13 protein-coding genes and 4 pseudogenes are annotated in these 17,059 nt (G+C 59.6%); 5 read left to right on the top strand and 12 right to left on the bottom strand.

The features are described from left to right. Positions 1 to 2 precede the first annotated feature (2 nt). Positions 3 to 152, bottom strand: a complete 150-nt coding sequence (locus IVB26_RS40820) for a hypothetical protein (protein ID WP_247973517.1) — start codon at positions 150 to 152, stop codon at positions 3 to 5. 114 nt (positions 153 to 266) lie between these two features. Between IVB26_RS40820 and IVB26_RS40815 the strand changes: the two genes are divergently transcribed. Then, positions 267 to 449 (top strand): hypothetical protein, encoded by a 183-nt coding sequence (locus tag IVB26_RS40815; RefSeq protein WP_247973516.1) that lies wholly within the window; start codon positions 267 to 269, stop codon positions 447 to 449. Between the two features lie 643 nt (positions 450 to 1,092). On the opposite strand, the gene IVB26_RS40810 is transcribed toward IVB26_RS40815, so the two are convergent. From IVB26_RS40810 to IVB26_RS40795, 5 genes are all read right to left on the bottom strand, one after another. Beyond that, positions 1,093 to 1,320, bottom strand: a complete 228-nt coding sequence (locus IVB26_RS40810) for a hypothetical protein (protein ID WP_247973515.1) — start codon at positions 1,318 to 1,320, stop codon at positions 1,093 to 1,095. Between the two features lie 511 nt (positions 1,321 to 1,831). After that, complete coding sequence (locus IVB26_RS40805; RefSeq protein WP_247973514.1) at positions 1,832 to 2,107, bottom strand: DUF1488 family protein; 276 nt, start codon at positions 2,105 to 2,107, stop codon at positions 1,832 to 1,834. 13 nt (positions 2,108 to 2,120) lie between these two features. Further along, positions 2,121 to 2,378 carry a DUF6894 family protein gene (locus IVB26_RS43635; protein ID WP_458309389.1) on the bottom strand — a complete coding sequence of 86 codons (258 nt, stop codon included), beginning with the start codon at positions 2,376 to 2,378 and terminating at the stop codon, positions 2,121 to 2,123. A 311-nt stretch (positions 2,379 to 2,689) separates the two neighbouring features. Continuing rightward, a complete protein-coding gene (locus IVB26_RS40800) occupies positions 2,690 to 2,941 on the bottom strand; it encodes a hypothetical protein (protein WP_247973513.1) in 252 nt (83 codons plus the stop codon). A 77-nt stretch (positions 2,942 to 3,018) separates the two neighbouring features. Further along, positions 3,019 to 3,273, bottom strand: a complete 255-nt coding sequence (locus tag IVB26_RS40795) for a hypothetical protein (RefSeq protein ID WP_247973932.1) — start codon at positions 3,271 to 3,273, stop codon at positions 3,019 to 3,021. Between the two features lie 462 nt (positions 3,274 to 3,735). Between IVB26_RS40795 and IVB26_RS40790 the strand changes: the two are divergent. Both IVB26_RS40790 and IVB26_RS40785 read left to right on the top strand, forming a co-directional pair. After that, a pseudogene (locus tag IVB26_RS40790) lies at positions 3,736 to 4,218 on the top strand (helix-turn-helix domain-containing protein); the annotation flags it as partial. Positions 4,219 to 6,889: 2,671 nt separating this feature from the next. Beyond that, positions 6,890 to 7,111 (top strand): hypothetical protein, encoded by a 222-nt coding sequence (locus tag IVB26_RS40785; RefSeq protein ID WP_247973512.1) that lies wholly within the window; start codon positions 6,890 to 6,892, stop codon positions 7,109 to 7,111. Between the two features lie 155 nt (positions 7,112 to 7,266). Here IVB26_RS40785 and IVB26_RS40780 read toward each other — a convergent pair whose 3' ends face one another. Beyond that, positions 7,267 to 7,539: a hypothetical protein gene (locus tag IVB26_RS40780; protein WP_247973511.1), complete on the bottom strand. Its 273-nt coding sequence runs from the start codon at positions 7,537 to 7,539 to the stop codon at positions 7,267 to 7,269. 1,136 nt (positions 7,540 to 8,675) lie between these two features. Between IVB26_RS40780 and IVB26_RS40775 the strand changes: the two are divergent. Further along, positions 8,676 to 8,949: pseudogene (locus tag IVB26_RS40775) on the top strand (hypothetical protein). Positions 8,950 to 9,073: 124 nt separating this feature from the next. On the opposite strand, the pseudogene IVB26_RS40770 reads toward IVB26_RS40775, so the two are convergent. From IVB26_RS40770 to IVB26_RS40755, 4 genes and pseudogenes are all read right to left on the bottom strand, one after another. Then, positions 9,074 to 9,214: pseudogene (locus IVB26_RS40770) on the bottom strand (ABC transporter substrate binding protein); the annotation flags it as partial. Positions 9,215 to 9,354: 140 nt separating this feature from the next. Then, complete coding sequence (locus IVB26_RS40765; protein WP_247973510.1) at positions 9,355 to 12,741, bottom strand: ATP-binding protein; 3,387 nt, start codon at positions 12,739 to 12,741, stop codon at positions 9,355 to 9,357. Between the two features lie 379 nt (positions 12,742 to 13,120). Next, a pseudogene (locus IVB26_RS40760) lies at positions 13,121 to 14,151 on the bottom strand (IS110 family RNA-guided transposase). A gap of 390 nt (positions 14,152 to 14,541) precedes the next feature. Then, on the bottom strand, positions 14,542 to 14,784 hold the full coding sequence (locus IVB26_RS40755) for a hypothetical protein (protein ID WP_247973509.1): 243 nt from the start codon (positions 14,782 to 14,784) through the stop codon (positions 14,542 to 14,544). 455 nt (positions 14,785 to 15,239) lie between these two features. On the opposite strand from IVB26_RS40755, the gene IVB26_RS40750 reads away from it, so the two are divergent. Continuing rightward, entirely contained in the window at positions 15,240 to 15,482 is a 243-nt protein-coding gene (locus tag IVB26_RS40750; RefSeq protein ID WP_247973508.1) for a hypothetical protein, read from the top strand. A gap of 838 nt (positions 15,483 to 16,320) precedes the next feature. Here IVB26_RS40750 and IVB26_RS40745 read toward each other — a convergent pair. After that, positions 16,321 to 16,470 carry a hypothetical protein gene (locus tag IVB26_RS40745; RefSeq protein ID WP_247973507.1) on the bottom strand — a complete coding sequence of 50 codons (150 nt, stop codon included), beginning with the start codon at positions 16,468 to 16,470 and terminating at the stop codon, positions 16,321 to 16,323. Positions 16,471 to 17,059 lie beyond the last annotated feature (589 nt).

The raw sequence follows: 17,059 nt of genomic DNA, 5'->3' as shown, positions 1-17,059 counted from the left end.
TCTCAGAGCAGGAAGATCGGATTGTGCGTCTTATCCGGCTCGGGGCAGACACAGCCGAAGCTCAGACGCTTCTCAATAGTTTCTTCGCCACTCAGATGCTGCACATTGGGCACCGCGCCCGAATCCTGAGAGAACTGGAGCAGGACGGCCACCGGCTTAATGACCGGTGCTCTCCGTGTTGACTGTGAGCGTGTATGCAAGAATGGAATACTTCAACTGCATGTTCATTAACCAACATGGACGGACCAATTCCGGGGATTGGCGTCATGGGTATCGAGCGTATGCACCCGCCGAAGTACTGGCGAATGCGAGCGGAGGAGTTCCGCGCCAAGGCCGACAACTGCGAATTTGCACAGACGAGCGAGAGCTTGCGTAAAGTCGCCAAGACCTACGACGAACTCGCCCGCCGCGCCGAACAAATACGTACCGTTCAAGACGCAGCCGAGTAAAGCGGCCCAGCAGTCGGCTTTGATGGAACAAATGTGCACTTTGGTACTTAATGACTCGCCTGTGGCAGGGTCCCTCCATGAACTATTTCAGTAGCGATAAATTCTCAGGGTCTAAGACGCGGGAAGACCGGCGCTGCAAGTGCGGTGCTCAACCCAGACTCGTCCATAACATGATGGACTCCGTGCGGGGTCTTACCGTCCGCGTTTTCGAATGCCAGTGCGGCGAACGCACCTGGACCGAGGGCAACGAGTAAGGGCCGACTCAGGTGGCGGCCTTTTTTAAGCGCTTCTAGCGCCCTTTGAAAAGAAAACTCGGCCAGCAGCGCTGACCGAGTTAGTATGGGGAGGAATGATCGTCATCGACGTCCCTGCAACGAGTCTATTGTTTAGCCGTTCCTCGCGCACTGGCTCGTTTCTGCTACTCGTGAAGCCTTGCTAATCCAGGTTAGTCCAGCGACCGATCATATGAACGTGCGGGAAATAGCGGGACTAGCTGCACGTCGCAGGGTCGCAAGGCGACGTTGATGCGTTACATCGAAAGGCAATGAGTTCGCGGCGGGCCGCAGACGAGAGCATGCGTTTCAAGCCGAATCTTTAGGGGCAAGCGATAGCCTACCGAAAGCTCGCTGCCCGATGCGTCAGCTTAGTTTAGAAGATCATCTGGATAAAGCCCGCTCTTCTGATGGCCGGCCGCAGGCGCAAACCTTGCAACCAAACGAGCCCCTTCCCATAGCTCTATTGGTTGTCCGTTGGGCAGATGACTGACAAGTTGGCGTGCTTCATTGTCACATGCGCAACCCACAAAGTCCCAGCGGCCGACGATATGACCTTCCAGATCAAGCTCATAGGCTCTAAACGAACGTTCGGTCATCACGGATCCACCCCGCTTAACTTGGTTGGGCCAAGTCGAGCACGCTGTGGAAATTCCGACAATCACAAGGGTTAACGGCGAAGCGATTGAGCGCTCGGCGGCGACCGAGGAAGACGACGAACGGCGCGGGCGCGTTGCTCCGCTTCTTCGACTTGAGCTCGAAGAATTTCCAATTCTGAGAGCTGAGAGGTGAGTTCATTCAATCGTTGGGCAACGAGAAACGTGCGAAAGTTATGCATCAAGACCCCATCGCTAAAGCCGCTTCTGAAACGACTTCAATTAAGATGGGAGGCGGAGCCACTCACATTTAAGCACGTGAATCTTTGACCCGCATAATTTGGTTCCGAGATCAGGAACTAAACTGGTGTCATGCTCCCCTTCAACGAAGCATGCTGCAATGCACTAAGGGCGGTTATGGGACATCAGTTTGAGGTGTCCGGGGACGTCAGCAAGGGCGCACTGAAGAGATGGTGCAAGACAGAGGCAAAAGCCGACTAAGAGTTCACTCCCTTTAAGGCACCGCCGGCGTAAGCTGCTCAGGCTCAACGACCGGCATCTCTTTGCCTGCATCGAACTGGTCACTCGCTATTCGCTCAATGGTCGCCCGATGCCTCATAAACGTGCCGGAGATGTCGTTCGGGGCGGTGCCGTCGAAGATGGCACGGTCGCGCAAGGCGGACCATTCGACCCTGCAGCCAATACGGTCGTCGCCGTTGAACATTGCGAACAGAACAGCTTCCAACTCGGCTTGCTGGAAGCCGCCGGAGGGATCGGGGGAAAGGGGCATCTCGGATTCTCCCTCAAGAGAGGCTTCTGCTTCTCCCAGTCGGAGTTGCCGCCGCCACTTCAACTGTAGCCGACACGGTCATGATCGGGACCTCTTCCGTTCGTATGAGCACGGCCAGCTTCTCGGTCAAGCTTGGAAGACTGTGGTCTCGTATGGCCTCAGCTAAATATCTCATCGAGGCGTCCCGGGCAGCCTCGAAGCTCGGAAGCTCTTCGCCCTGGCCGTCAAGGATGATGCCTGCCGAGTCTTGATAGTCAAAGTAGAAGCGCATATGGGCCAACACTGCCTTGGCTAATAGCGTTCCTATCGATTGAGAGCCGGTTGCGGCGATCAGCTTTCACTTACTCAAAGTGAGCCGTTCTGCTCAGACTCTGGCGGATCGAAACGACCTCGTCGCCTTTCGGCGTCTTCGGCGAGCTTCATCCAGTCGCCCGCCAGGCTGCAACCATGCTTCGGCGGCGTCTTGGCTGATCGATTTTCTCCGCCTGTTGGCGGCAGTCGTTCGCCTGCTCGCGGAACCGCTTTGCGTCTTCTTGGCTCATAGGCCCAAATAGCCACAAGGTAGGTTGAACGTCCACGCCTTCAGGGTTGGGCGCGCGGTGGTGGCTCGAACCGCTCGATCTTCTCATTGCCCCGCCATAGCTCGACGACGTGACCGTCAACAAGCTGCTGGGCGCGCTGGCGGGCGCTGTCCTCGTCTTCACAGACGAGGTCGATCCGGCTCGCAATGTGACCGTCTTTGTCGGCGATATATGCTCTGTATTCTTTCACCTTGCGCTCTGGTCTTGCTGCCGACATTTTTGAATGATTCAGAACTTGGCGTTTGTATAGCATCGCGATCCTGACGGGAGCCTTACATCGGCTGCCGGAATCTGAGTGGATGAGCGCGCGGCCTTGTGTTCAAGGAGCTGTCACTCGCTTCGGGACGATGGCAGCGGCTTCCTCTCGCGGGCGGCTTTCAACTCAAAGATGAGGACGATTGTGCTCATCAGGCGCCTCCGCGGGTGAGCAAAATCAGGATCAGCGCTGTCTGCGAGAGTGTTGAGGTGCTCTGCCAGTCGGTTGAAAAGCTCGCGCTTGTGAGGCTCGGTGGCAAGGTCCCTAATGAGCGCGCACTCGGCCGCGTCTGTCCGGAGCTTTTCCGCCTGCGCTTGCATATCCTTCATGGGTCACTCAGTTCAACCCTCTTGGAACCCGATTTAATCTCCAGGGGCGGGCCACCACGCTTAGCTTGTCGTGCAATGTCGGCTCGTTCTTCAGCGCTATTTCGGCTTCGGAGGTCGGGCGGGCTGCCTCTCTTTCAAGGTCCAATAGAATTGCTGGAGCTGCCACCGGCTTTTCGCAATGTTTGAGCGGTTCTGTTCGCAAAGCCAGCGGCTCTCGGCGATGGCTTCGTCGGCTCGCTTGAGAAGGTCGCTTTCGGTCTGGCTCATACATCAAAGCTAACCGCTGGTAGCGTGGCCGTCACATTACAAGTTCGCTCCGCGCCTCAGGGACGGCCGTCCTCTCCCTTCAAGGAAGTGCAGGAGCCTCAAAGTCAGCTAAGGGTCACAAGCGGCGGTGAACGCTGGTGCTGCCCAGCGCCTGCTCTACCTCCCACAGCCGACATCTCAATGGCTTGGACGCTGCATATTGGTGGGTCGCTCCTGCAAGCGCTGAGTAGGCCCGCTGAGATCAACCAGCTCTTCATCGATCACATGATGCTCGCATTCACTGTACACGTCGCGCAGACTTATGGCGGTATGCGAAGCATCGCGGCGTTTGCACGGGGCGGTCTCGCGCACTGGCAGGTGAAACGAGCTTGTGAAAGGCTTGACGCCGATCTTGGTGGAAAGCTCTCACTGCAACAGGTCGCGGCTGAGTTCGGCCTGTCGGTTAGCCATTTCTCGCGCGCTTTCCGGAATTCAACCGGCCAGCCTCCGCATCAGTGGCTGCTTCGTCGGCGCGCGGAGGCTGCGCAGCAGTTGACGACCGTACGCGAGCTGCCGCTGGCCAAGATCGCGATATCGGTTGGCTTCGCGAACCAAAGCCGCCTTACGCGCGCGTTTTCGGCCGTGGTCGGCGTTAGCCCGGCGGCATGGCGTCGCTTGGTGCTCGGTATCAGGGACAGCACGGTCAGCTGGCGGGGGTGTAAGCCAGTTAGAGGCACGAGCAACGCGCGGCTGTGTCCGCGTCGGGTCAATCGCGTCGGTTTGCCCTGAGCAGGTGACTTCCGGTCTGACCGGATAAGCGGATATCGGACCGGCATGTCTCGAACGGGCCAGAACCGGACGTCGGTAAAGCAATCAGGACAAACGCCCCGCGGCGCGTCGTTGCTCGAAAGCCTTGACGTTGGTGTAGGCGAGCAACAGCGTGTTGCACGGTATCTTCGCCTGCTCCGCCAAGCGGATTGAAAGCCCCATTAGACCGCCCTCAGTGATCGGGCATGTTTCCGCACAGTGTCAGAATGGGCAACAGCAAATGGATTGGAATTTTCCGACCACTATGCCTCGGCTTCCGAGCGCATTCGAAGCTCATCCCCGCTGGTGGCGATGACTTCCCAAGACGGGCCGAAATCCGACAAATGCCGAGCTCCAACCGCGGCGTGTCTGGCACCGTCTTGCTGCAATGCGCAAACGCTGAGCTCCGCCTTGCGAGCTTGTTCAGATTGAGCGATCCGTAACTCTCGCGTTCCGTTTCATCCGACCACTCTCTCCACATGAAGCCATTTTGGTCGTCGCACGAAGCGGTGTTGAAACAATGCGATCCGATAATGAGTAGGTGTATCGCCCCTGAAGGAGGGTTAGATGCGGAGCCTGATTTTCGGCGTAGTGCTCGTCGCACTAGCAACGATCGGATTCTCATCGTTTATTTCGGCCGCCCTTTCTGCAGCGCGGGATGCGAAGGCCGCAACATTCTCGGAACGGTTCGCGCCAGCACTAATGGTCCCCTCCAGCACTTAAGTTCGCCGGCCGCGGCTGAGTTAGCCCAGGGACAGAGTGGTTGGGTTGCGCGATTTCAACGACGATCATCCTTCGGCGTCTGCGTGAATATTGCGCGCGCGTTCCTGAAGCAGCTATCTACCGAACCGTGGATCAGCCCCACTGTTCGATCACGAACTCGTCGCGCGCTTGGTGGAGCTCGGCCTGGACGCAATCCCCCCAAACATCAGGCGAAACCGAATACCAAATTACCGCGGCGGGCGGCGTCGCTTTGATCGGACAGCGAGTGCGACCCGGGTTACTTGCGCTATCCTGCAGAAGCTTGGGGACATTCCGGCGTTAGGCCAACGCATCTGCATTTTCCGAATCGACGTTCCATGGTCGCTCGCCCATGCGTCGCGTTCAGGGGTGTAAATGTGAGCCAGTTTCTATCGATGCTGCTGCTAACAACAGCCGTGGTTCTGACCGTCTGCTTCGGAGTGGCAGCCTGGCGCCTCTCTGACGAAAAGGACGTCGACATTACTGGCCAGATTCCGCGCCAGTCCTATGGATGGAAGGTGCCACCCACCCGATAGTCCTCGCGCCCGCCTACAGCGCTCTCTGCGTCAGGTTGCACGCTGGCATGGTCTTTGCGGATCCAGCCAGTCAGGAGCTCAGAAGAGCTACACGATCGTGATCACAGTAGGTTCGGACCGACATGTCATTGACGTCGCTCAAGGACCCGCTGGAACTTAACAGAGACGCTTGGAGGCCCCATCGCGTGGCTCGATTAGCATTAACCGCTGTCGACCTGGCGGCCCAAAGTGGTCTTGTTGATCCCGATAAGCCAGGACCGCCTCGCTGATCGAAATCAGCTCCAAGGCATTGCATTAGGGCCCCGTGCATCAGATTTGACCCCTGCTGCTAGCGTAAAATTGGGGCCAGACCACCGGTTTTGCTTTCCTGCTCGGGATGACCCGCCGGCCTACCCGCGCCGCCACTCCATCCGGTGCACGTCATCCATCTTTTGGTATGAGAGCGTCCGGGTCTCGGGCACATAAAGCAGCACGCCCTTATAACAACAAAGCCTCGGGCAATCGCGCGCGACATCAGTTCAAGCTGGAGCTGATCATCCGCCTTAAGGCCTACCGGGTGCGCGCAGTACCGGATTGGCCGAGCGGTCCGTGTGGAAAATCCAGCCTCTCTGGGGAAAACAGACGAATAGCCCGCAGCGTGTCTAGGCGGGTACAGGCACTTGCCCCCGCCGGTTCTAGGCTGCTGTCCAGTGTGAGATCGATTCAATATTGAGCGAAGACGATCTCAAGCTCTATCGAGATTGCGCAAGCGACGTTGCGAGCATCGCAGATCTGCTCGCGGCACTGGTTCGGCCGTACGAAGAGCAAATGGTCGGAGATTAGGATGAAAGTTGATTTCAAAGCTGCTGTGGCTACGCCGTTTTGCCCGTGCGAACTCTGCCTGGAGCCAATGAAGTGTTTGGGAGAGCACGGCGGGTCCCAACTGTTTAGGTGCAATGAGTGTGCTCTCGAAAGCACCCAACGTGCAGAGGCTCTGCTATCTCGGCAGACCGAATTTGCGACCAAGAGACCGTCGATGTGGCGCTGACAGGAACCGCCCTCAGTTATGATCACGGAAGCCATCAGCTTATCCTCTCTCTTCGGCAGCACACTGGCCGGCCACTTGCGAGGGGGGCCCAGATTTCAATGTTAATGCGCGGAGAATATCTTGTGCTTCACGAAGGTGGAACTTACGTGAAGCCGCTTGCGCCCGGCGAAGATCTTCTCGCTTCGCAATAGGAACGTCTCGGTTCCGGATGCTTTCCGGAAGTTGACGAGCCGGAGCTGGCGAAGCTGGAGGCGCAGCCATGAAGCGCCACGCCATGAGCAAGTCTTTCAGTAATGGCGCTGGCCACGTACTGCGCCATTACAACAGTGCCGTGCTGCTGTTCAGCTGGCAGGGCAAGCCCGACGGATCGGCCCGCTATGTCGAGCACGTCAACCGCTACGTCCGCAATGGCGTGGAATATCCCAGCCTTGCCGCCCTGCTCCGCGGCGTCGAGGCTGAACACGCTTACAAAGAGACCTGATATGCAGCTGCCCGCAGAACGTCCCACGCGGGGGAGTTTTTGGCGAAGCTCGTATTCAAAAACTGCGAGGCTTCTCTTTGCACACCCGGCCCGGTTCGTCTTGCCCGGTTGCTCCTGTTGTTATCCCATTCTCAGTCGCCACAGCACCAGCTTTGTCAATTGCCGTAAAAATCACAGGACACGCACATATGACCACCTTTATCAAAGTTCTTCTTAGCATCGTAGCCTGAGTCACGCAGATTCCGCCTATAAAGTGCCGAAGCAGGCTGTTCGCCAAGACCACCGCCTGCTGGAACACCAACAGCCGCCATGCTTGATCCGACACGGTGCATTTTGTGGAATGATGAACCATGACGCTGATTTCGACCAGCATCAGCGGATACGACACCAACAGCTAACATAGCTGCAATGAGAAGTGCGGTCTTCATGATACACCTCCTGTGGGGCGACGTAGTTGTTACGAAAGCAAGGAGCGCGCGTGCCCGATTTCGAGCCGTGATCTCCAAGACGACGTGAGAGGAGGGTCGGAGCGCGGATTGCAGACACGGGCTGGAGCCTCTGGGCGTTCAGCTGCGATCAGAAGCTGCTTTCGCATCTCCGCGAGGCAGGCGCGGCAATATTCACGATAGAGCAGGTCGAATATGGCGGGCATCGTCACCCCCACCGTTTGAGTGTCAATGTCAGATTTTTCCACCTCGATTTTCGCGGTGATTGTAGCCCCGTCAGATGGCTCTTCGATGTGAGCCCGTTCACAGACTGCACCAGTTCGAAAGTTCAAGAGCCGATTGGTTGACCTGATCGTCTGCGCGAAAAACAACAGGGCTAGTCACGCTAGTACAGACTATAGCAGCGCATTGTTTCAGCAAAACTTCGTCAAACAACTCAAGGGCGCCGAACGCCAATTAAAATCCAACCACAGCGCGAACAATTTTACCACTGAGTGACAGCAACATTCGATGCAAGCTGACCGAGTATGGGGAGAGTATTCTCCAAACGCGCCCGACACAGCTTCGTTGCCAGTGGCGGGCAGCCAGCGCGTGACGCCGCGCTCAACACCACCTCGGCCGAAGTGAGGTGGATCAGCGACTGGCCGCCGTGGCGACGTTCGAGGGTGAGTTTTCCGAAGTAAGCCGGTCATATGCAGGCCAGGACGTCGTTCGCTCTCGGTGGTAGCTCGAGTTCCGGAATTGGCCCCTAGCCGAAGCACCCGGATGGCCGTTGTAAAGTCGGCTATCAACAGTGAACCATTCGCGGGACCGGATCACCCCGACCGTCGCTTGTGACCCGAAACGGACTTTGCGAAACAGCGGCGCTGGTGCATGTTGTGCTAAGTCGATTTTAAGTGCCGGCCGGTCTGAATTAGCTCCGCCTATATCGTCGAGCGTCAGATGAATAAGTGCTCATACTTCCGCGGCACTTCTAAAATCTAACCGGTAGCTGTCCACAGACCGGTCCGGAACAGGTGGACAAGCTCGACCCTGCACATTTGTGAATCCTTGCCCTGTGCTAACCGCTCGGAACGAACAGAAGGGCGCAAGGATTCGTCCCGGCAGGAGCAATCTCGATGCTGATGGCGAAGGAGAGACGGCCGGCGATACGCACGCTGCGTGGATGGGCACTGAGCGTGCTGCAGGAGGCCGGCACCATCCGCGAGTGCGAGGAGCACGGCTGGGCTAAGGACCGGGCTCACCCTCATGCCCGCGACCGAGGCATTCGCAATAGCTCGGCAACATCCTCCGGCAGGAGTTTCACCAAGGGCAGCAACTGTGGCGGTAGCGGAAATTCTTGGTGAGATCGGAGACACTTGTCCCGAGTGCCTGCCTGCCGAGGAGCGCTAGCGAACGCTCGGACCTCGAGGCGGCCAGCCTCGTCCGCTCTGGATTAATTGCTGATGTAAAGGCCGCGAAGACAGATCTCCGCTTTGGGCCAACAGAGACCCGTGCATTGCAGCAAATAGGATCTCTATTCGATCACCTCATCAGCGCGAAGCAGTAATGAGGTCGGCACGCTGAGGCCGAGTGCTTTGGCAGTCTTCATGTTGATCACGAACTCGAATTTAGTCGGCTGCTCTACCGGTAGATCGGACGGATTGGCGCCTTTCAGTGAGTGCAATATTGCGACGCAAAGCGGCCCGACGATATGCACGCAATGGGTCACAAGCGGCTTCAGCGGGGATCGCCGCAAGGGTCCGCTACGGGCCATAACCTGACCTTCCACGTGGCCCCCCGCGACCACAAGCACCTTCATTGCGCCAGCTCGTCGAGTAAGGACTTGGCCTGCTTCAAATCCAACGTGTCGAAGCCCTCGGTGAACCAGCCGTAGATAGGCGCGAGGAGATCGCGGGATTCTCTGCGCTTGCCACGGTCGCGCCAGATCCGGGCCAAGCTGGTGGCAGCGCGCAGCTCCAGGCATTTGGCGCTCTGGCAACCCGCCACGTCTAGCGCACGCTGAAACCACCCTTCTGCTTCGGTCCCGTCGCCGCTCCGCCTGGCAAGCGTCAGCTCCCCAGTTAACCGGCAGATTTCCGCCTCCCATCGCCGCTCGCCGGTTTCCTCGACAATGCGCGCAGCCTCGACCAGCGCGGTTAATCCTTGCTCGATTTCTCCGGCCCACGCCGATGCTTCGGCCAGCGACGCGAGATAATAGGGCCGACGGATGCGCACGCCCGTCGGCTCGACGGCCGCGAGACCGCCGCGAATCTCCGCGATCCCTTCCACCGCCTGCCCGCGTGCCGCGATCGCCCACCCCCGCAAGATGCTCCCAGCCGCCGCCAGGTGCGGTGCGATGCCATACTCGGCGCACACCGCGATTGCGGTCTCCGCATGCTCCTGGGCCGGCTCCGCTTCCCGCCGATGCTGGTAGATCATTGCCGCGAACACCAGGGCGAGAACAAGGCTGAAGGGGTGCGACAGCCCCCGCGCCATCCTCACCGCCTCGCGCGCCGTGGCAAGCGCCTGCTCGGGGAAACCAAGCGGCCACAGCGTGAGGGCCGCGGTGTATCGATTGCAGACGGCTGCGTCGTGGCCGCCATACAGGAACGTATGGCCACGGTGCGCGTCCGGCCGATACAGCGCCCATCCGGCTTCGAGATGCGTCCGACACGCGGTCAGTTCCGGGAGATGAAGGAGTGTCGTCCATGCGGCATGATGCGCCTGCAGGAGGAGCGCCGGATCGGCGCTCTGCCGAGCGACCGCGAACAGCCCGTCCAATAGGCCGCGAGCCGCCTTGAACTCGCAGCGCTGCTGGTAAACAAGCCACAGCCCCCAGTTCACGGCATAGAGCTGCGCTACATCGCCGGCTTGCTGACACAGATCGCGTGCGTGCAGATAGGCTTGCTCCACCTCCGGCGCCGAATAGCTCTTGGTGGCGATCAGCACCGGCGCAAGCACGAGCTGCAGGGCGAGTTCGCGGCGGGCACGCTCCGCCGGATCGGCGACCCGCCTGACGAGCGCCAGCCCCTTGTAGAGATGGGCAAGGCACTCGGCATGCGCCGAGCGCTCAGCCGCGCGCTGGCCGGCCGCCTGCCAGTAGGCAACGGCGTTTTCCGCAAGGTCAGCTTCGGTGAAGTGGTGCGCAAGCACTTCCGGCTGGGTTGCCGCGATGTCCGGAAACGTCTCCTCGAGCGCCCGGGCAATGCGCGCGTGCAGCGCGTGCCGCCTATTGCGCAGCAATGTGCCATAGGCGGTGTCCTGAACGAGGGCGTGCTTGAACAAATAGGTCGCGTGCGGCGGGATGCCGTTTCGGAACAGCAACCCGGCTTGCATCAGGCGGTCGAGCGCCGAGACCAGTTCCGGCTCTGACTGCCGCAGCACGGCGGCTAATAGCACATGAGAGAACTCTCGACCTATCACCGCTCCGATTTGTGCTACCTCCTTGGCCGGGCCAAGCCGGTCGAGCCGCGCCATCAGAGAAGCATACAGGCTCGCGGGGACCGCCAGCGCTGGAGAGGGAATCGCGGCCGCAGTCTGCATCGCTCCGCGCTCGCCCCCAGCCTCCAGCACCGCCTTCGTCATCTCCTCGACGAACAACGGGATGCCGTCGGTGCGCTCGACAATGTCCTTTCTGACCTTCGCCGGCAGCAGCTTATTGCCGACGACGCACTCGATGACGGTCCCGACCTCGCGATGTCCCAGCCGATTGAGGGCAAGCGTTGTCACATGCGGTTGTCCGACCCAGGGCGCGTCGAACTCAGGCCGAAACGTCACGATCAAGAGCACGCGAAGGCTCACGATCCGGTTCACCGAGCGACCGAACACTTCCAGGCTCGTGGGATCGCCCCAGTGCGCATCCTCGACGATCATGAGCACGGGGCTGGACCGCGCTAGGGCTTCCAATTGGACGCCGAGTGCCGCCAGCGTTTTCTGCCGGCGCTGTTCGGGAACAGGCTCCAGAGCGGGATAGCGTCCGTCGTTAGGAAGCGACAACATCTCGGCCAACAGCGCCGCGTCCTGCCGGGACGTCGAAGTCTGCGCCAGGAGCGCATCGAGCTTGTCGAGCTTGGCTTGCGGTATGTCGCCGTGCACAAGTCCGGCAGCCCGTTCGAGCTGCCCGATGATCGGATAAAGAACGCTGTCGATGTGTTGGGGCGAGCAGAAATAACGAAGCCGTGTGTGGGGTTCGGCCGTCAGGCGCTCCATGAGTGCAGTGGAGAGCCTGGATTTGCCGATACCGGCCTCACCGGACAGCAGCACCACCTGGCCTTCGCCGGCCTTGGCTTTTGCCCAGCGCCGTAACAGGAGTTCAAGCTCCTCTTCGCGGCCGACGAGTGCGGTCAGGCCGCCGGGATGCATTGCGTCGAAACGGCTCTCGACAGAACTGGCCCGCAGCACCGCGAAAGCTCGCACTGGACCTGTGATCCCCTTAAGCTCCGTTGGCCCGAGGTCCCGCAGCTCGAAGAGATTGCCCAGCAGTTTGCGCGTGGCCTGGGCAATGACGACCGTGTTCGGTTCCGCGATGCTTTGCAGACGGGCCGCAAGGTTCGGCGTCTCGCCGACAATCCCGCGCTCCTGCGCTTCGCCGGAGCCGACGAGATCTCCGACGACCACCAGCCCGGTGGCAACCCCAACCCGCATCCGCAGGGGCTCGCGAGCTGGGAGGGCAGCAACCGCGTCGATCAGGGCGAGGCCGGCACGAACAGCTCGCTCGGCGTCATCCTCATGCGCTTGAGGATAACCGAAGTAGACGAGAACGCCGTCGCCCATGTATTTTGCCACGAACCCGCCGAAGCTGCGGACGGTCTCGGCAACACATTTCTGATAGGCCGTGATGACCTCGCGCAAATCCTCTGGGTCCATCCGGACCGAGAGCGCCGTCGAGCCGACGAGATCCGAGAACATTACGGTCACTTGGCGACGCTCGGCGGTGTCCTCTTCGTGGATTGCCAGAGAAACGTCGAATACTGGCGTGGCTGCGCTCTTTTCCGCGCGCAGAGCCGCAATCGCATCTAGAAGCATGCGGCGGTGCCCAACCATGGCGACGCCCAAGTCTTTCAAGTCCTCCGCCGTCAGATTGGGCAGGACCTTCTCACTGACCTCATTTTCGCGGAATGCCGCCTCATATTGTTCGAGGTCAAGCCTCCGCAGCCAAACTCCGACGTCCATGATGGCGCCCCGGTTCGCCTTGCGCTGCATGATCCTGCAGTTGAGACAGCCTGTCTAGAGCGCCCTCTTGAGGACCGGTTTGGGTCAAAGGCAGCCCTGAGCCCCTCGGTGGGACGACGTCTGCTCTGCCCCTCGGTCCATGGCCCATGTGTGGACGGCTCCTGGTTGGCAAGGAGAATCTTCACTTTGCGGCGTTGGTCGGAGCGGCCATGTGTTCGGCCTGTTTGCGCGGTCCACATGACCGCTGGCCATAATGCCCTCCGCGGATCAGGTCCCGATCAAAAGCACGCATTCGAAGATGCCATGGCCCATGTGGGTTGTCCCGATCGCCGGATCGACCGGCGCTGCATTAGTGCTGTTCGTCCTTCCAACCGTTACGTCACACCCGGATGACCGGCTGTGATCTCGGTTACGCCGTAAGAGCGACGGGTTCCTTGTAGCGTTCGTTCCTGGCCATCATCGCCCATGCCATCCTGGCGAGTTTGTTGGCGAGCGCGATGGCAGCGACCTTGGTGGGGCGCCGCGCCAGCAACGCGGTGAGCCAGGGCCGATGCCCCGTGCCATGGATCTTGGCATAGCGGATCACGGCGAGTGCGCCTGCCGTGAACAGGCTGCGCAAATAGCGGTCGCCCTGCTTGCTGATGCTGCCAAGCTTGTCCTTGCCTCCGCTCGAGTTCTGCTTCGGCACGAGCCCAACCCAAGCCGAGAAATCCCGACCTGATCGGAAGACCTTGGCATCTGCAACGCTCGCGACCAGCGCTGTTGCCAGCGCCGGCCCGACGCCAGGGATCGCGTCCAGCCGTTTGCTCGTCGCGCTCGATCGATGCCAGGCGATGATGCGTCGGTCGAACTCCAGGATTTGGGCCTTCACTGCCCGCAATTGGCTGCCGAGAGCCGCGAGACACGCGCGGCCACCTCCGGGAGCCGGCGGTCAGCTGTGTCGGCGACAACTTCCAGCAGTTGCTCGACACCCCGGCGCCCCACCGGGGCGACAATCCCGAACTCGGCAAGATAAGCGCGGATTGAATTGATGACGGCAGTCTGCTGTCGGATGAAGAGATGGCGCGCTCGATGAAGCATCAGACAGCTCTGTTGCTCGACCGTCTTGGTCGGCACGAACCGCATGTTGGGTCTGGTGACCGCCTCGCAAATCGCCTCCGCGTCCGTGGTGTCGTTCTTCTGCCGCTTGACGTAGGGCTTCACATAGGCCGGAGGCATCAACCGCACCGTATGTCCCAACGCCTGCAGTTCGCGGGACCAATAATGGGATGACGCGCAAGCCTCAATCCCCACCAGGCACGGCGGCAACTTCTCAAAGAAGGATAGCACCAAACGGCGCTTGAGCTGGCGGCGGATCACCACCTGACCGGCTGCATCGACGCCATGCACTTGAAAGACCGACTTCGCGATATCCAGACCAATCGTCGAAATTGACTGCATAGGCTGCTCCTCGGAATCGTGGGAGCCTCAAACGGCGCCCACTCCTTGGCACTCTCGTGCCCGTGGAGGAGCCGTCCACAGCATCAGCAGCGGACTTCAAATGGAGAAAAAGGCCGCCAACTGACGCGACCTTATTTTTCGTCACGCTTCGGCTGGTCCCAAAACAGCTTCTTGCAGTCGGGACATCGAAAGATGGCAATCGGCCCGTCCAGAGAACCAACTACGTCAACGAAGTGCATGGGCTTATGACAAGCCGAACAAGCCGGCAGATGCTTGGTTTCTTGCTCTTGCTTCGCCATCCCCGGGAACGCTCGAACAGTGGCAGAGGTTTCTACGATCATGGGATCGGCTCAACTGGAGACGGGGAGCTACTAGGGGTCACCCGGTGCCTCACTCTGGAGCGAGCCTGTAAACCTCTCCTGGTCCGAGGTTGAGTTCCTGAAACAGCTTTTGCTGCTTTGCAGTGAGAACCGTTGGTACAATTTCGGCCGTCCAGCCTTCGGGAACAGCCGCGAGTACCAATGTCAACGCCTGACTGGGCTTGGCTAAGGCCAGCCACATCTGCTTCGCTGGCCGCGCGTCGTCTGAGGTCACCTCAACGATAGTGAACGAATTGCCGAACGACTCTGCCATCAATGGCTAATCCGGGGACATGCCGAGAGTTGCAATAACTAGCTGGGTCGAGGAAGTCGGACGGGTCCGGCAATCAACCTATAGGTGGGCACCCAAGCGGTGTTCCACGATTCCATGGTCGCGCCGCAAACCGAGCATTCGAAGCTGGCGATCTGCCGACCCGGGGCCATCGCCTCAGTTCGGCTATAGACCGCGCCACACCGACAGGTTCGGTAATGAGAATCGGACATGTCCGTTTATGCGCCCGAAAGGCAAAACAGGCCACTGCGAAAACCGAACCAGGCCGCCGAGGCCGGAAACAGGCCTACTGCCCCGTGAAGCTGAGGATACAGGCCGCAACCGCAACGTCTGATAGCAACGCCTGGAACCGCCGTGCGGGGGTGCCGCCTTGCCCCGAGCCCTGCATCTAGTTACGCTCCAAGCGAAGCTAAATTCGATGCTGGCAGAGACTTCACATGCTTACGACGGCACGCGAGTACATTGTTTTTTGGATCGAGAACAGCGTTCACGCTGCGGAGCAATACGGGACGCCGGGTGCTTCACAAAGTGTGGACGTATTGGTTGACCGCCTCGTTGAAGGCGCCAAGAACCAAAACATCACGCGAGCGGCCATTGAGGAAGAGGTTGGTGATCTAAAGCAGTACATCCGGGAAAAACTAGCGACTGCCAACCGGACTGAGCAGGATCGCCGCAAGTGACTTCGACGTGCACCTTAGTTCCAGAGCCGACGAAGTCGCGTCTGTCTTAGCTCCGATCACGAAGGGCACTGCGAGAACTGCCATGGCAATGCGAGAGGAAATAAAGCGAGTGATACATGCTGCGACGCCAGGTATGTCGCAGCAGCTCTACTCAACACTGCTGGTGTTAGGCGAGCTTCTAAGCAACGCACTAGACAGAATTGATGAACTCGAGAAGAAAGCCAACAGTCAGACGGCAGATAAGCGCTGATCGAGCAAGCTCTCGGCCACTCTTCCTGCTCTGAAATGTAACCCTCGCCCTCCAGCATGCCTCTGCTGTCACCACGTCCGTTGGCTGCGCTCTTTCCGACTGCCTTAAACGGGGTCAGCTTAGCCACAAAATGAAGCGACTCGTGCGAGGTCCGCTATGGGCAAAGCGGCGGTCCGCGCTCGCATACGGCAGGTCCGATCTACCCTTGATACCGGACCTCTTATGCCACGACACCGGTCCGATCCCCGATAGAGTTCGGGCGATAGTCGGGCCGCCGCGCACGCCCATCTTGCGCGCGCCAAAATCCGCCGCCACCGCCGAGCCTCGTGGGGGCAGGCACCACCCGTAAATTTCCCAAGTGTCGGCTAGTAGGCCCACTGGTTAACTAGCGCGGGTTGAACGCCGCACCATGAAAACACCGAAGCCAAAACAATGGGACGAGCAGGAAGTCCGAGGATTGGTCAGACTGGCCCGGGGCACGCGCTGGCGTATCGAAGATAGCAGCCGAGCTGGGCCGTCACGCAGGATCAGTGAGGCGAATGGCGCGAACGTTGGGACTGCTGTTGAAGAAGTAGCCGTCAGGCCGCCCTACTCATTGGGCACTCGCAGTGCCGCCTCTAATTCTGCAACGATGTCTTGTAGGAGGCCGAGTGCGAGCGGATCGGTGACATCACGCTCCATCATACGGTAGCGCATGATCTGATCTTCAAGGTCGTGCTGGTCCTCATCGTCGTCCATCACACGCTCCGCACCTGAGCAATGACGCCGACCGCTCCATCAATCATGCGGGGGCGCGCATTCAGAACACCCCGATCCAGGCGAAAAACGTAACCTCAATTAGGAAGGTGATGCCCATGATGGCGACAGTGAGAACTGCGTCGCCCGCCGGTAAATGGGTCATAGCGCGCCTCGCGTGATTGCGAAGCCCCGAGCCGAGAACCAAACTCCCGGAGGCTCGGAAATGTTTCGGTTCCCACGGGGGCGCCTTAGCGCATTTCGAGTTCCCTGATCGCCAGAGCCGAATGTGGGAAGCGATTTGATGCCGGTCTGCGCGATTTTGATGATCGTTTTCGCAATCAGTTCCGTTAGCGGGTCGTCGCGATCCTTGACAGAGAGGGCATGCAACGTTTGCTCGTATGCTTTGGGGTGATGCAGGCAACCTCTTTCGGCGCCATGCCGTGGGTCTGTAGATGCAGATAGATCGCCATCTTGCTCTCGGAGCCAAGCCTCAAGGGAGGACCTTACCATGGGAACCAATTGTGCAGTGCGAAATCCGCCCGAAGTTCGGAGCGGTCCGAAAGTGCGGGTGCTCAAGCTTAATCTGCGC

This window comes from Bradyrhizobium sp. 195 (assembly GCF_023101665.1).
GTDB lineage: Bacteria > Pseudomonadota > Alphaproteobacteria > Rhizobiales > Xanthobacteraceae > Bradyrhizobium.
The sequence above is the reverse complement of the archived record's forward strand: the minus strand, read 5'-3'. Positions and strand labels throughout refer to the sequence as shown.

Coding starts and splice junctions, on each gene's coding strand:
- IVB26_RS40815 (WP_247973516.1), top strand. CDS start 267: ATGGGTATCGAGCGTATGCACCCGCCGAAGTACTGGCGAATGCGAGCG.
- IVB26_RS40810 (WP_247973515.1), bottom strand. CDS start 1,320: ATGACCGAACGTTCGTTTAGAGCCTATGAGCTTGATCTGGAAGGTCAT.
- IVB26_RS40805 (WP_247973514.1), bottom strand. CDS start 2,107: ATGCCCCTTTCCCCCGATCCCTCCGGCGGCTTCCAGCAAGCCGAGTTG.
- IVB26_RS43635 (WP_458309389.1), bottom strand. CDS start 2,378: ATGCGCTTCTACTTTGACTATCAAGACTCGGCAGGCATCATCCTTGAC.
- IVB26_RS40800 (WP_247973513.1), bottom strand. CDS start 2,941: ATGCTATACAAACGCCAAGTTCTGAATCATTCAAAAATGTCGGCAGCA.
- IVB26_RS40795 (WP_247973932.1), bottom strand. CDS start 3,273: ATGAAGGATATGCAAGCGCAGGCGGAAAAGCTCCGGACAGACGCGGCC.
- IVB26_RS40785 (WP_247973512.1), top strand. CDS start 6,890: ATGAAGCGCCACGCCATGAGCAAGTCTTTCAGTAATGGCGCTGGCCAC.
- IVB26_RS40780 (WP_247973511.1), bottom strand. CDS start 7,539: ATGAAGACCGCACTTCTCATTGCAGCTATGTTAGCTGTTGGTGTCGTA.
- IVB26_RS40765 (WP_247973510.1), bottom strand. CDS start 12,741: ATGCAGCGCAAGGCGAACCGGGGCGCCATCATGGACGTCGGAGTTTGG.
- IVB26_RS40755 (WP_247973509.1), bottom strand. CDS start 14,784: ATGGCAGAGTCGTTCGGCAATTCGTTCACTATCGTTGAGGTGACCTCA.
- IVB26_RS40750 (WP_247973508.1), top strand. CDS start 15,240: ATGCTTACGACGGCACGCGAGTACATTGTTTTTTGGATCGAGAACAGC.
- IVB26_RS40745 (WP_247973507.1), bottom strand. CDS start 16,470: ATGGACGACGATGAGGACCAGCACGACCTTGAAGATCAGATCATGCGC.